The organism is Saccharothrix stipae, from assembly GCF_054781895.1.
Genome location: NZ_BAAGTN010000017.1, coordinates 629,996 through 643,857 on the forward strand (window position 1 = coordinate 629,996; position 13,862 = coordinate 643,857).

General features: G+C 69.4%; 10 protein-coding genes, 2 tRNA genes and 1 pseudogene. 11 read left to right on the forward strand and 2 right to left on the reverse strand.

What is annotated here, in order from left to right:
• Positions 1-489: 489 nt before the first annotated feature.
• The 10 genes and pseudogenes from dnaN to ACYVLT_RS31105 all read left to right on the forward strand — a co-directional run bounded on the left by dnaN (position 490) and on the right by ACYVLT_RS31105 (position 11,717).
• On the forward strand, positions 490-1,626 hold the full coding sequence (gene dnaN, locus ACYVLT_RS31060) for a DNA polymerase III subunit beta (RefSeq protein WP_461123710.1): 1,137 nt from the start codon (positions 490-492) through the stop codon (positions 1,624-1,626).
• Between the two features lie 42 nt (positions 1,627-1,668).
• Positions 1,669-2,583 carry a phosphogluconate dehydrogenase (NAD(+)-dependent, decarboxylating) gene (gnd, locus tag ACYVLT_RS31065; RefSeq protein ID WP_461123711.1) on the forward strand — a complete coding sequence of 305 codons (915 nt, stop codon included), beginning with the start codon at positions 1,669-1,671 and terminating at the stop codon, positions 2,581-2,583.
• A gap of 4 nt (positions 2,584-2,587) precedes the next feature.
• Positions 2,588-3,703, forward strand: coding sequence for a DNA replication/repair protein RecF (gene recF, locus ACYVLT_RS31070; RefSeq protein ID WP_461123712.1), 1,116 nt, complete (start codon positions 2,588-2,590; stop codon positions 3,701-3,703).
• A gap of 100 nt (positions 3,704-3,803) precedes the next feature.
• Entirely contained in the window at positions 3,804-4,322 is a 519-nt protein-coding gene (locus tag ACYVLT_RS31075; RefSeq protein WP_461123713.1) for a DciA family protein, read from the forward strand.
• Between the two features lie 236 nt (positions 4,323-4,558).
• Positions 4,559-6,529 carry a DNA topoisomerase (ATP-hydrolyzing) subunit B gene (gene gyrB / locus ACYVLT_RS31080; protein WP_461123714.1) on the forward strand — a complete coding sequence of 657 codons (1,971 nt, stop codon included), beginning with the start codon at positions 4,559-4,561 and terminating at the stop codon, positions 6,527-6,529.
• A 33-nt stretch (positions 6,530-6,562) separates the two neighbouring features.
• Positions 6,563-10,417, forward strand: a complete 3,855-nt coding sequence (gene gyrA / locus ACYVLT_RS31085; RefSeq protein WP_461123715.1) for an intein-containing DNA gyrase subunit A — start codon at positions 6,563-6,565, stop codon at positions 10,415-10,417.
• Between the two features lie 26 nt (positions 10,418-10,443).
• Complete coding sequence (locus ACYVLT_RS31090) at positions 10,444-11,319, forward strand: DUF3566 domain-containing protein (RefSeq protein ID WP_461123716.1); 876 nt, start codon at positions 10,444-10,446, stop codon at positions 11,317-11,319.
• Positions 11,320-11,382: 63 nt separating this feature from the next.
• Positions 11,383-11,456, forward strand: a tRNA-Ile gene (locus ACYVLT_RS31095).
• A gap of 35 nt (positions 11,457-11,491) precedes the next feature.
• Positions 11,492-11,608: pseudogene (locus ACYVLT_RS31100) on the forward strand (DLW-39 family protein); the annotation flags it as partial.
• Positions 11,609-11,644: 36 nt separating this feature from the next.
• Positions 11,645-11,717 (forward strand) — tRNA-Ala (locus ACYVLT_RS31105).
• A 334-nt stretch (positions 11,718-12,051) separates the two neighbouring features.
• Here the strand turns inward: ACYVLT_RS31105 and ACYVLT_RS31110 are convergent.
• The gene (locus tag ACYVLT_RS31110) at positions 12,052-12,468 is read right to left on the reverse strand and encodes a DoxX family protein (RefSeq protein ID WP_461123717.1); all 417 of its coding nucleotides are present in this window, start codon (positions 12,466-12,468) and stop codon (positions 12,052-12,054) included.
• A 126-nt stretch (positions 12,469-12,594) separates the two neighbouring features.
• Here ACYVLT_RS31110 and ACYVLT_RS31115 point away from each other — a divergent pair, with 126 nt between their 5' ends.
• The gene (locus tag ACYVLT_RS31115; protein ID WP_461123718.1) at positions 12,595-13,149 is read left to right on the forward strand and encodes a DUF2020 domain-containing protein; all 555 of its coding nucleotides are present in this window, start codon (positions 12,595-12,597) and stop codon (positions 13,147-13,149) included.
• A 57-nt stretch (positions 13,150-13,206) separates the two neighbouring features.
• Here the strand turns inward: ACYVLT_RS31115 and ACYVLT_RS31120 are convergent, their stop codons facing one another.
• The gene (locus ACYVLT_RS31120) at positions 13,207-13,812 is read right to left on the reverse strand and encodes a hypothetical protein (protein ID WP_461123719.1); all 606 of its coding nucleotides are present in this window, start codon (positions 13,810-13,812) and stop codon (positions 13,207-13,209) included.
• Positions 13,813-13,862 lie beyond the last annotated feature (50 nt).

Genomic DNA, 13,862 nt, shown 5'->3' on the forward strand with positions numbered 1-13,862 from the left:
AGCGCCCCGCAGGGGGAGATTCGGCCCACCATCACCCTGTGCAGCACCCGGGTACAACTCGGCCCACACCCGGGGATCAACCCGGGGACAACTCGGCCTTCCTGTGGACCGAACGGACGAGCCCGGTAGTTCTCCCCGGGTGCGCCGACTTGTCCCCGGGTGACACCCCGTGTCCGTCCACACCTCCAAGCGGGCGACGAGCTGCGAGAACAGGGGTTGTCCACACAATCCACAGGCCCTACTGCTGTTGCTGTTGTCTTCCCTTGAAGAGATGAACAAAGAAAAAACAGGCGGCGGTCGGGCCCGGGGACGAACGCTCGGCAGCGCCTCGCCCCGGGTGTGGCCCCGAGGTGACGAACTCGGCCCCGACGCTCTACGGTGGGGAGCCTCCGCGCCGAGGGTCGGAAGATCCGGCGAGGGCCGCGGCTCCCCAACCCCCACCGCAACGCATGCTGTTGTTGGTCATGCCGACTTGAGGAAGGACGCCTCATGAAGATCCGCGTCGAGCGCGACGGCCTGGCCGACGCCGTCGCCTGGGTCGCCCGCAGCCTGCCGTCCAGGCCGCCTGTCGCGGTGCTCGGCGGAATCCTGCTCGACGCCGGGGCGGAGGACGGTTCCGGCGAGGCGCTGACCGTCTCCGGCTTCGACTACGAGGTGTCCGCCCAGTGCGGCGTCCCGGCCACGATCGCCGACGGCGGCAAGGCGCTCGTCAGCGGTCGGTTGCTGGCCGACATCACCAAGGCCCTGCCCAACCACCCGGTCGAGATCGCGGTCGACGGCTCCCGGATGACGATCTCGTGCGGCAGCGCCCGCTTCAGCCTGCCGACCATGCCGGTCGAGGACTACCCGCAGCTGCCGTCCATGCCGCAGCTCGCCGGCGAGCTCCCGGGCGAGGTCTTCGGCGAGGCCGTGGCCCAGGTCGCCGTCGCGGCGGGCAAGGACGACACGCTCCCGATGCTGACCGGCGTGCGGCTGGAGATCGGTGAGGGCAAGGTGACCCTGGTGGCCACCGACCGCTTCCGGCTCGCCATGCGCGAGTTCCCGTGGGAGCCGAACGAGTCCCTCGGCGAGGTCGCCGTGCTCGTGCCGGCCAAGACCCTCAACGACTCGGCGAAGACGCTGGGCGCGTCCGGCGCGAAGATCGCGCTGTCCCTCGCCGCGAACGACGGCCTGCTCGGCCTGTCCGGCACTGGCCGCCGCACGACCACCCGCCTGCTCGACGCCGACTTCCCGAAGTACCGCCAGCTGCTGCCCACCGAGCACTCGGCCGCCGCGATCATCGAGGTCGACGCGCTGGTGCAGGCGATCAAGCGCGTGTCGCTGGTCGCCGAGCGCGGCACGCAGGTCCGGCTGGAGTTCGTGGACAACGGCCTGCGCCTGTCCGCGGGCGGCGACGACGAGGGCAGCGCCGAGGAAGAGCTCCCGGTCGACTACACCGGCGACGCGGTCACCATCGCGTTCAACCCGACCTACCTGCTGGAGGGCCTCCAGGCCGTCCGCACGCCGAGGGCGCACTTGTCCTTCACCACACCCAGTCGGCCCGCATTGCTCAAGCCGGTGGACGAGGATGGGAACGTGGCGCCGGGCTACCTCTACCTGCTGATGCCCGTGCGCCTGCCCGGCTGATCCACCACGCCATCCACAGACGCTAGGGAAGAGGGAACGACCGTGCAGCTCGGACTCGTCGGCCTCGGCAAGATGGGCTTCAACATGCGCGAGCGGATCCGCCGCGCGGGGCACGAGGTGGTCGGCTACGACCGCAACCCCGAAGTCACCGACGCCGACTCGCTCGCCGACATGGTCGGCAAGCTCGACGCACCGCGCCTGGTGTGGGTGATGGTGCCCGCCGGCGACATCACCCGGCAGACCATCGCCGAGCTCGGCGACCTGCTGGCGCCCGGCGACCTGGTGATCGACGGCGGCAACTCGCGCTTCACCGATGACGAGATCAACGCCAAGGCGTTGGGCGACAAGGGCATCGGCTACGTCGACGCCGGCGTGTCCGGTGGCGTGTGGGGCCTGGAGAACGGCTACGGGCTCATGGTCGGCGGCGACGCCGAGCACGTCGAGCGCGCCATGCCGATCTTCGACGCGCTGCGCCCGGAGGGTCCGCGCGAGGAGGGCTTCGCGCACGCGGGCTCCGTCGGCGCCGGCCACTTCGCCAAGATGGTGCACAACGGCATCGAGTACGGCCTGATGCAGGCCTACGCCGAGGGCTTCGAACTGCTGGAGGCCTCGAAGCTGGTGGAGAACGTGCCCGCCACGATCAAGGCCTGGCAGCGGGGCACCGTGGTCCGCTCGTGGCTGCTGGACCTGCTGGTGCGCGCGCTGGACTCGGACCCGGAGCTGGACGACCTGCGCGGTCACGTCGAGGACTCCGGCGAGGGCCGGTGGACCGTCGAGGAGGCGATCAAGCACGCGGTGCCCGCGCCGGTGATCTCCGCCGCGCTGTTCGCCCGGTTCGCGTCCCGGCAGGACGACTCGCCCGCGATGCGCGCGGTCGCCGCGCTGCGCAACCAGTTCGGCGGGCACGCCGTGCAGGCCGCGGGTCCTTCGTCCGGTTCCGGCAGCACGCAGAGCTGACGAGTTGTACGTCCGGCACCTGCAAGTCACCGACTTCAGGTCGTGGGAGCACGCGGACCTGGTGTTCGAGCCGGGCGTGAGCGTGCTGGTCGGGCGCAACGGCCAGGGCAAGACGAACCTGGTCGAGGCGCTGGGGTACGTGGCCACCCTCGGTTCGCACCGGGTGGCCACGGACGCGCCGCTGGTCCGGCACGGCGCCGCGCGCGCGGTGGTCCGCACGGCGGTGGTCAACGAGGGGCGCGAGCTGCTGGTCGAGCTGGAGATCACGCCGGGCAAGGCGAACCGGGCGCGGATCAACCGCGGCCCGGTGCCGCGCCCGCGTGACGTGCTGGGCATCCTGCGCACGGTGCTGTTCGCGCCCGAGGACCTGGCGCTCGTGCGCGGCGACCCCGGTGAACGCCGGCGGTTCCTGGACGAGCTGCTGACCACGCGCGCGCCGCGCTACGCCGGGGTGCGCAGCGACTACGAACGCGTGCTCAAACAGCGCGGCGCGTTGCTCAAGAGCGTGCGGGCGTCGCGCAACGCCGACATCAGCACGCTCGACGTCTGGGACGGGCACCTGGCCCGGCACGGCGCCGAGCTGCTGGCCGCGCGGCTGGACCTGGTCGCGGACATCGCGCCGCACGTGGCCGCGGCGTACGCGGAGGTGGCGCCGGAGTCCAGACCCGCGCGGATCGCGTACCGGTCGAGCCTCGGCGAGGCGTTCCCGGAGACGCACGACCGCGACGAGCTCGAAGACGCGTTGCTCGCCGAGATGCACCGGGTGCGCGGGCAGGAGGTCGAACGGGGCGTGTGCCTGGTCGGGCCGCACCGCGACGACCTCGACCTGGCGCTGGGCGACCTGCCCGCGAAGGGCTACGCCAGTCACGGAGAGTCGTGGTCCTTCGCGTTGGCGCTGCGCCTCGGTGGGTACGAGTTGCTGCGTGTCGAAGGGGCGGAACCGGTCCTCGTGCTGGACGATGTGTTCGCCGAACTCGACCGCGGCAGGCGTCGCCAGCTGGCGAAGGTGGCGGCCGGCGCGGAGCAGGTGTTGATCACGGCGGCGGTCGCGGAGGACGTGCCCGAGGAGTTGGACGGGCTGCGGTTCGACGTTCGCCACGGGGAGGTGCACCGTGTCTGACGAGTTGCCCCAAACGGGTGTGACCCGACACACATCTGGGGACAACCCTGTGGATGGTGTGGATAACTCACCGCCAGAACCGGACATATCCACAGTTGACGTGACACGAGAGGGTGGTTTGCGGGGCGCGGACCTCGCCCGTGCCGCCCTCGAAGCCGCCCGTGCGTCCGCCAAGGCACGCGGTGCGCGAGGTGCGCGCAAGGGTGCCGGGGCGCCCGCCGGCCGTCGTCGGCGACGCCGCTGGTCCGGCCCCGGTCCGGACGACCGCGACCCGCAACCGCTGGGCAGGCTGGCGTCCAGGCTCGCCGCCGACCGCGGCTGGGCGGAGCGGTTGGCCGGTGGCCAGGTGTTCGCCCGGTGGCCGAAGCTGGTCGGTGAGGACGTGGCCGAGCACGCGCAGCCGGTCGCGCTCAGTGACGGCGAGTTGACCGTCCAGGCCGACTCCACGGCGTGGGCCACCCAGCTGCGGCTGCTCCAGCGCGACCTGCTCAAGCGGATCGCGGCGGGCGTCGGCAACGGCGTCGTGCAGAAGTTGAAGGTGCAGGGTCCGGCGGCCCCCAGCTGGCGCTACGGCCCCAGGCACGCTCCGGGCCGCGGACCACGTGACACCTACGGGTGACGAGCGTCAGGGCCGCAGCGGCGATCCTGTGGCGCGGTGAGCGCTCACCAGTCGATTTTGACACCGCGAGCAGCGGTCGGCACCCGTCTGCGTTCACTTCGGGCCGCCTGTGAGCAAACCAGGGGTGTCCTAAGTGGGTTTCTGTCGGTCTGCCCCGGTAGAATCGTGGGGTAGCGCAACCCAGCGTCGCCCGGCGACGGAACCAGTCGCGTGAAGTCCGAGGAGACACCAGGCCCGTGGCAGCCAAGAAGAATGAGTACAACGCGTCCTCGATCACCGTCCTGGAGGGCCTGGAAGCGGTCCGCAAGCGGCCAGGCATGTACATCGGTTCCACCGGCGAGCGCGGTCTGCACCACCTGATCCAGGAGGTCGTGGACAACTCGGTCGACGAGGCCATGGCCGGCTACGCGACCGTGGTCGACGTGACGCTGCTGGCCAACGGAGGCGTCCGCGTCATCGACGACGGCCGCGGCATCCCGATCGGCATGCACCCGGTCGAGAAGCGGCCCACGCTCGAAGTGGTGCTGACCAAGCTGCACGCGGGTGGCAAGTTCGACAGCGACTCCTACGCGGTGTCCGGAGGCCTGCACGGCGTCGGCATCTCCGTGGTGAACGCGCTGTCGACCGCCGTCGACGTCGAGGTCAAGACCGAGGGTTTCACGTGGAACCAGCGGTTCGAGAACACCAAGCCCGCGCACGAGCTGACCAAGGGCGAGCCGACCGACGAGACCGGCACGGCGATCACGTTCTGGGCCGACGCGACGATCTTCGAGACCACCGAGTACAACATCGAGACGATCTCCCGCCGCCTGCAGGAGATGGCGTTCCTCAACAAGGGCCTCACGATCATCCTGCGCGACGAGCGCATCCAGGAAGGCGACGAGGAGGCCGACGCCGAGGGCCACGTGGCGGCCGTGCGCGAGCGCACCTTCCACTACCCGGGTGGCCTGGAGGACTTCGTCCGCCACATCAACCACACCCGTGAGGCCGTGCACCAGAAGGTCGTCTCGTTCGAGGCCAAGGGCGAGGACCTCGAGGTCGAGGTGGCGATGCAGTGGAACACCGGCTACACGCCGTCGGTGTACACGTTCGCCAACACGATCAACACCCACGAGGGCGGCACCCACGAAGAGGGCTTCCGCGCCGCGCTGACCCGCGTGGTCAACGAGTACGCGCGCGAGAAGAAGCTGCTCAAGGAGAAGGACGCCAACCTCACCGGCGACGACATCCGCGAGGGCCTGGCCGCCATCGTCTCGGTCAAGCTCAAGGAGCCCCAGTTCGAGGGGCAGACCAAGACCAAGCTGGGCAACAGCGAGGCCAAGTCGTTCGTGCAGAAGTCCACCAACGAGCACCTGGCCGACTGGTTCGAGCGCCACCCGAACGAGTCGAAGACGATCGTCACCAAGGCGGTGTCGTCGGCGCAGGCCCGCATCGCCGCCCGCAAGGCCCGCGAGCTGGTGCGCCGCAAGGGCGCCCTCGACATCGGCGGCCTGCCGGGCAAGCTCAAGGACTGCCGCTCCACCAACCCGGAGGAGTGCGAGATCTACGTCGTGGAGGGCGACTCCGCGGGCGGCTCGGCCAAGGAGGGCCGGGACTCCATGTTCCAGGCGATCCTGCCGATCCGCGGCAAGATCATCAACGTGGAGAAGGCGCGCATCGACCGCGTGCTGAAGAACAACGAGGTCCAGTCGCTGATCACCGCGTTCGGCACCGGCATCCACGAGGACTTCGACCTCGCCAAGCTGCGCTACCACAAGATCGTGCTGATGGCCGACGCCGACGTGGACGGCCAGCACATCCGCACCCTGCTGCTCACCCTGCTGTTCCGCTTCATGCGCCCGCTCATCGAGCACGGCCACGTGTACCTGGCGAACCCGCCGCTCTACAAGATCAAGTGGCAGCGGGCCGAGCCGGAGTACGCCTACTCCGACCGCGAGCGCGACGGCATCATCCAGGCCGGTCTCGCCGCGGGCAAGAAGATCGGCAAGGACGACAACATCCAGCGCTACAAGGGCCTCGGCGAGATGAACTCCTCCGAGCTGTGGGAGACGACGATGGACCCGGCCAACCGGGTGCTGACGCAGGTGACCATGGACGACGCCGCGACGGCCGACGAGCTGTTCAGCGTGCTGATGGGCGAGGACGTGGAAGCCCGCCGCGCGTTCATCACCCGCAACGCCAAGGGCGTGCGGTTCCTCGACGTCTGACCTCTCCCCGGCCCCTGGTAAGGAAGTAGAACTGTGAGCGAGACGACGCTGCCCCCGGTCGGTGGAGACCGCACCGAGCCGCGCGACATCCAGCAGGAGATGCAGAACTCGTACATCGACTACGCGATGAGCGTGATCGTGGGACGAGCGCTGCCCGACGTGCGCGACGGCCTCAAGCCCGTGCACGTCCGCGTGCTCTACTCGATGTTCGACTCGGGCTTCCGCCCGGAACGCAGCTACAACAAGTGCGCCCGCGTGGTCGGCGACGTGATGGGCAACTACCACCCGCACGGCGACTCGGCCATCTACGACGCCCTGGTCCGCCTCGCCCAACCGTGGTCGCAGCGCTACCCGCTGATCGACGGCCAGGGCAACTTCGGCTCCCCGGGCAACGACCCGGCAGCCGCGATGCGTTACTGCGTGTCACCGGACAGTCGCATCCGGTTGGCAGACGGCTCGACGCCGCGCATCGGCGACATCGTGCCGGACGCCAAGCCGAACAGCGACAACCCGATCGACCTCAAGGTGCTCGACCGCAACGGCAACCCGGTGCGCGCCGACATGCTGTTCCACTCCGGCGAGCACCCCACGCTGAAGCTGCGCACCAAGAACGGGTACGAGCTGACCGGTACGCACAACCACCCGGTGTTGTGCCTGGTCAACGTGCTCGGCGTGCCGACCCTCCTGTGGAAGCTGCTGGAGGAGATCCAGCCCGGTGACCGCGTGGTCATGCAGCGCACGCCGCAGGACGGCGGCGATCTGCCGGAGATCGGGCACTACTCGTCCGCGATCCTGGCCGGCGCCTTCGTCAGCGAGGGCTTCGTGTCCGAGAACCGCGCCGGCTTCAACAACGTCGACGCCGAGTACTTCCAACGCGTGGTCGAAGCCTACGACGACGCGGTCGGCGGTCCGCGCTACGTGTACTCGCGGACCATCAAGTCCGGATCCGTCCTGCACGAGCTCGACGTGCAGGACATGACCCAGCTCCGGGTCAGCGTGCTCGGCGGGATGGTGGGGCAGCGCAGCGCCGCCAAGCGCGTGCCCGAGTTCGTCTGGGCGGCCGGTGAGGTGATCAAACGGGCGTTCCTGTCCTCGCTGTTCACCGGTGACGGCTCGGCTTCGGCCCTGCCGCGCAACACCGTGCAGGTCTCGTACTCCACGCGCAGCACCCAGCTCGCCCGCGAGGTCCAGCAGCTCCTGCTGGAGTTCGGCGTGGTCAGCACGCTGGTGAACTACGACAGCGGCGAGATCAAGGTCGTCATCACCAACCGGCGTGACGCGCGCCTGTTCGCCCGCAACGTGGGCTTCCTCGGCGCGAAGCAGGACAAGCTGAACGCGATCCTCGACGCCGTACCGCTGGCGAGCAGGTCGATGAGCAGCGACCACGTGCCGTTCGTCGGTGACTACATCCGGGCGCACGGGGCGACCCGGTGGACCGAGCGCGACTGGCTGCGGCGGCACAACGTGGACCGCGTCGAGCGGTGGGAGCGCGATTACGACGAGATCGCCGCGCGGATCACCGACCGCGAGGTGCTGGACGTGGTCGAGCCGCTGGTCGACGGCCGGTTCTACTACGCGTCGGTCGAGTCGGTCACCGACGCGGGTGTCCGGCCGGTGTTCAGCCTGCGGGTGGACACCGAGGACCACGCGTTCATCACCGACGGCTTCGTCAGCCACAACACCGAGTGCCGGCTCACGCCGTTGGCCATGCAGATGTTGGCCGACATCGAGGAAGACACGGTCGACTTCCGGGACAACTACGACGGTCGCATCCAGGAGCCGACGGTGCTGCCGTCGCGCGTGCCGAACCTGCTGATCAACGGCAGTTCGGGCATCGCGGTCGGCATGGCGACCAACATCCCGCCGCACAACCTGCGCGAGGTCGCGGAGGGTGTGGTGTGGGCGCTGGACAACTGGGAGGCGTCCGACGAGGAGACCCTCGAGGCGATGATCGCCCGGATCAAGGGTCCCGACTTCCCGACCCACGGTCAGATCCTGGGCACCGCGGGCATCGAGGACGCCTACCGCACCGGGCGCGGCTCGGTGAAGATGCGCGCGGTCGTGGAGATCGACGAGGACGCCAAGGGCCGCACGATCCTGGTCGTCACCGAACTGCCCTACCAGGTGAACCCGGACAACCTGGTGGAGACCATCGCCACCCTGGTCCGCGACCAGAAGCTCACCGGCATCGCGAACATCGCCGACGAGTCGAACCGCCGCTCGGGCATGCGCATCGTGGTCACGCTCAAGCGCGACGCGGTGGCCAAGGTCGTGCTGAACAACCTCTACAAGCACACCCAGCTGCAGTACTCGTTCGGCGTGAACATGCTGTCGCTGGTCGACGGCGTGCCGCGCACGTTGCGCCTGGACCAGATGATCCGGCACTACGTGAAGCACCAGATCGAGGTCATCGTCCGGCGCACGCGCTTCCGGCTGCGCAAGGCCGAGGAGCGCGCCCACGTGCTGCGCGGCCTGGTCAAGGCGCTCGACCAGCTCGACGCGGTGATCGCGCTGATCCGCCGGTCGGACACGCCCGAGGTGGCGCGCACGGGCCTGATGGAGCTGCTCGACGTCGACGAGATCCAGGCCAACGCGATCCTGGAGATGCAGCTGCGCCGCCTGGCGGCCCTGGAGCGGCAGAAGATCGTCGACCAGCTGGCCGAGATCGAGCTGGAGATCGCCGACTACAAGGACATCCTCGCCAAGCCGGAGCGGCAGCGCGCGATCGTGCGCGAAGAGCTGATGGCGATCGTGGACAAGCACGGTGACGACCGGCGCACCCGGATCGTGCCGTTCGACGGTGACGTGTCGATGGAAGACCTGATCGCGGTCGAGGACGTCGTCGTCACTATCACCCGAACGGGTTACGCGAAGCGCACGAAGACCGACCTGTACCGCTCGCAGAAGCGCGGCGGCAAGGGTGTGCAGGGCGCGCAGCTCAAGCAGGACGACATCGTGCAGCACTTCTTCGTGTGCTCCACGCACGACTGGATCCTGTTCTTCACGAACAAGGGCCGGGTGTACCGGGCGAAGGCGTACGAGCTGCCCGAGGCCAACCGCAACGCGCGTGGCCAGCACGTGGCGAACCTCCTGGCGTTCCAGCCGGAGGAGGAGATCGCCCAGGTCATCCAGATCAAGAACTACGGGGTCGCGCCGTACCTGGTGCTCGCCACCAAGAAGGGCCTGGTCAAGAAGTCGAAGCTGTCCGACTTCGACTCCAACCGGTCCGGCGGCCTGATCGGCATCAACCTGCGTGACGACGACGAGCTGGTCGGCGCGGTGCTGTGCTCGGCGGAGGACGACCTCCAGCTGATCTCGGCCGACGGCCAGTCGATCCGGTTCCACGCCAGCGACGAGGCGTTGCGCCCGATGGGCCGGGCCACGTCCGGTGTGCTGGGCATGCGGTTCAACAGCGGTGACGAGCTGCTCTCGATGGGCGTCGTCCAAGAGGGGTTGTTTGTTTTGGTGGCCACCGACGGTGGGTACGCCAAGCGCACGCCGATCGAGGACTACCCCGTCCAGGGCCGCGGTGGCAAGGGTGTGCTCACCATCCAGCACGACCGCAGGCGTGGCAGGCTGGTCGGCGCGCTCATCGTCGACGTAGACGACGAGCTGTACGCGATCACCTCCTCGGGCGGGGTCATCCGGACCAGCGCCAAGGAGGTGCGCAAGGCAGGGCGGCAGACGAAGGGCGTCCGGTTGATGAACCTCGGTGAAGGGACCACCCTGATCGCGGTGGCACGCAACGCCGACGAGCCCGTGGACGTCACCACTGGTGACGGCGGTGTGGTTGTCGACTCCGCCGACGAGAGCCCGACCGTCGGCACCGCCGACGGAAGTCTGATTGTCGACTCCGCCGACGGTGGCCAGGCCGAGCCTGCCAACTAGCGCGAACGAGAGGTTGAGGACAGCTCGTGACTCCACCCGAGAAGCCAGAGGACAAGACCGCGGTGATCACCCGGCCAGGTGCCGAGCCGACCGCGGCGGCCGGTGCCACGGCCGCGGGCGCCGAGAAGCCGGCGGTCGACGCCTCGGGGGCGTCCGAGCAGCCCGAGACGCCCGCGACCGGCGCGACGGCGGCCGACGGCAAGACCGAGAGGGTCGACCGGCCGGCCGCCGACCAGGACAGTCAGCACGCCGCGCCGCCGCCGTGGCAGCGGGTCACCAGTGACACGCAGTACGGCGAGGCGCAGCAGGTCGGTCCGGCGGACCTGATGTCCGCGCCGGAGCAGCCGACGGTCGAGGCGTCGCAGCCGGCGTACCCGGCCAGCGATCCGGACACGGTGGCGGTGGCCCGGCCCGTGCTGGCGGGCGCCGCCGCGCCCGGTGGCCAGGGCGCGGCGGGTTCGGCTCGCACGCAGGTGAGCCTGGGCGGCGCGAACGGCCGCCCGGCCGCCTCGGCGCCGTCGGCCCGTCGTCCGGGGCGCGGGCCGCGCCGGGCGAGCCTGCAGGTGAAGCGGGTCGACCCGTGGTCGGTGCTCAAGCTCGCCCTGGTGCTGAGCGTGGCGCTGTTCTTCGTGTGGCTGGTGGCGGTCGGCGTGCTGTACGGCGTGCTGAACGGCATGGGCGTGTGGGACAAGATCAACCACACCGCGAACGACCTGCTCCAGGGCAACGAGGCCAGCGGTGACCCGCTGATCAGCGCCGGTCGCGTGTTCGGCGTGGCGGCGATCGTGGGCGCGGTGAACATCGTGCTGTTCACCGCCCTGGCGACGGTCGGGTCGTTCGTCTACAACGTCTCCGCTGATCTTGCGGGTGGCCTGGAAGTGACCTTGTCCGAGCGCGAGTGATCTAGATCCACCCGATTTGGGGCCTCGACGGACGGTGCTGTAGTCTTGCCGTCGTTGCCCCGAGGGCCTATAGCTCAGACGGTTAGAGCGCTTCGCTGATAACGAAGAGGTCGGAGGTTCGAGTCCTCCTAGGCCCACCGGAAGTTCACAGGTGTTGCAGAGGGGAATCGCCGTGAAGAAGATCATCGCACTTGTCGCAGTAGCCGGTGCGGTTCTGTTCTTCGTCAAGCGCAGCCGCTCGGCCAAGGCCGACGCGGACCTGTGGCGCGAGGCCACTGCTCCCACCGACTGACCCGCGAGGGCGGTTCGCCTGCCGCTCCCGCTCGGGGACGTAGCTCAATTGGCAGAGCACCGCCTTTGCAAGGCGGGGGTTAGGGGTTCGATTCCCCTCGTCTCCATCCGCTCGCTCCGGGCGAGGTGTGTTCGCGTAACGCGCGAACCACCTCGCTCGTGGTGTTTTTGGGGGTGCAACCCCCACGCCCCGCCCGGGAGGCTTCGCCCCCGGACCCCCTTCGGGGACTGCGTCCCCCGGACCCCGCGTGGATCGCCGCCGTGGGTGGCTCGATGGGCGGATCGTCAGGTTGGGGCGCGAAAGTTTCGGGTTTCGTGTTTACTGGGGGCTACCACGGGGACATCTCATGGGTGAGTCCTGTGGGTTTCGTTCGCGGTTGGGCAACAAGGTGAGGGCCCGCACCCAATGCCGCTGGGTGCGGGCCCTCGGTTTGCCCGCTGCTATGCGTTGACGAGCACCTGTTCCCGTTTGCGCGCGGCGATCACCTTGTCCACGGCCCAAGCTCCCGGGCCGGTGAACACCAACAGCAGGAACACCCACGCGTACACCGCGGCCAGCTCGCCCTTGTTCTGGATGGGCAGGAGCCCGGCGGGCTGGTGGACGACGAAGTACGCGTAGGCCATCGCACCGGACGAGATCAGCGCGGCGATCCGGGTGCCGAGGCCGATGACGATCAACGCGCCACCGACGAACTCGATCAGTCCGGCCGGGCCGGACGGCCAGTCGGTGATCGACACGGCACCCTTGGAGCCCAGCACGCCGAACAACTTCTGCGCGCCGTGGCACATGAACAGCACGCCGATGACGATCCGGAACACAGCGATGGCATGGTCTCGGCCGCGGTCAAAGATGTTCATCTTGACTCAGTCCTCACATTGCAGGGGCGGCCGGCAGGGTAAGCCAACCGTAATGTGAATGACGTTGCGTGCCTAGGTGGTCACGGTGTCGATTCGCTGTGACGCATCTGATTGACTGGCGCTCCTATGAACCGAGTGCTGCTCACCGCCCTGCCATCCCTGCTGGTCCTCGGTGTGTTGGCCGCTTGTGGCGCCGCCGAACCCGCTTCGGCACCCACGACCGGGACCACCACCAGCGCAGCGGCGACGACTACGACGACCACGCCCGCCGGGCCGCCGCCCGCGCCGGCGCCCACCTCCGACGGCCAGTGCCCCTACCTGGCCTCTTCCGTCGTGCAGGAGGCGAACGGGCAGTTGGTGCGGAAGGTTCGGCTGTCCGCAGACCAGCCCGATCCGGCCTGCTTCTTCTACGCCGACGCCACCGACGTGCAGCTGTCCGTGTGGGTCTTCCACGGAGAGCCCGCGACCGCGAAGGCGGTGGTGGACCGGGCCGCGCCGGTCGCCGACTCCAGCCCCGCGTCCGCGCCGGCCGGGTGGAACGGCGGTTCGCTGACCACCGGCACCGGTGCGGTGTACGCCGTGGCCAAGGGCGGCGACGCGGTGGTAGTGACCAGCAACCAGAAGCAGACGATCAAGGCCCGCAGGATCGCCGAGACCGTGGTCGGCAACCTCGGTCTGTGAGACGGCACGACTTCGCGCCCGTCCCCGCGGGGGACGGGCGCGAAGTGCCTCTTCCGGTCAGCTGCGGCTGTGCTGGTCGGAGACCTGGCCGTTGCGGGCCGCGTGCGGGCGCACCGACTCGGGGGTGGCACCGGTGGTGGTCTCGGACGTGGGCTGCACGTCCTCCTCCTCCAGGTGCACCTCCTGCGGCCGCTTGGTCAGGGCGATGTACCCCGCCACCGCGGCGGCGGCGAACACGCCCAGCACCCAGGGCCAGCGACGGCGCGGCGGGCGCTTGGCCGCGGCCAGCTCCTTGCGAGCCTGCTTCGCGGCCTTGCGCACGTCCTTCGCACGCACCTTGGCCTCCTTGCGCGCCCGCTCGGCGGCCTTCGCGACCTCCTTGCGGACGCCCTCGGCCCTCTTCGCGAGCTGCTTGCGACCGCGCCTGGTGGACTTCTCGTACGCTTCGGCCTTCTCCACCAGCACGCCCGCCTTGTCGGCGAGGACACCGCGGACGTAGTCCTTGGTCACACCGCGCTCGGCGAGCTTGCCCTCGGCGCGTTCCGCGAGTTGAACAGCGGCGTCCGCACCGACGTGACCAGCACGGACGGCACCGCGGCGAACGCTACGCACCGCCTTGCCGACCGACTCCCCGGCCCGGGTCATGGCGTCTACCTCATCCATATCGCGCTCCAGAAGCTGTCGGTCAGTCACGTCCAGGCAATACCCATCGT

Bases quoted from the DNA above. Each gene is read 5' to 3' on its own strand.
- dnaN (WP_461123710.1), top strand. From the start codon at position 490: ATGAAGATCCGCGTCGAGCGCGACGGCCTGGCCGACGCCGTCGCCTGG.
- ACYVLT_RS31110 (WP_461123717.1), bottom strand. From the start codon at position 12,468: ATGAACATCTTTGACCGCGGCCGAGACCATGCCATCGCTGTGTTCCGG.
- ACYVLT_RS31120 (WP_461123719.1), bottom strand. From the start codon at position 13,812: ATGGATGAGGTAGACGCCATGACCCGGGCCGGGGAGTCGGTCGGCAAG.
- ACYVLT_RS31115 (WP_461123718.1), top strand. From the start codon at position 12,595: ATGAACCGAGTGCTGCTCACCGCCCTGCCATCCCTGCTGGTCCTCGGT.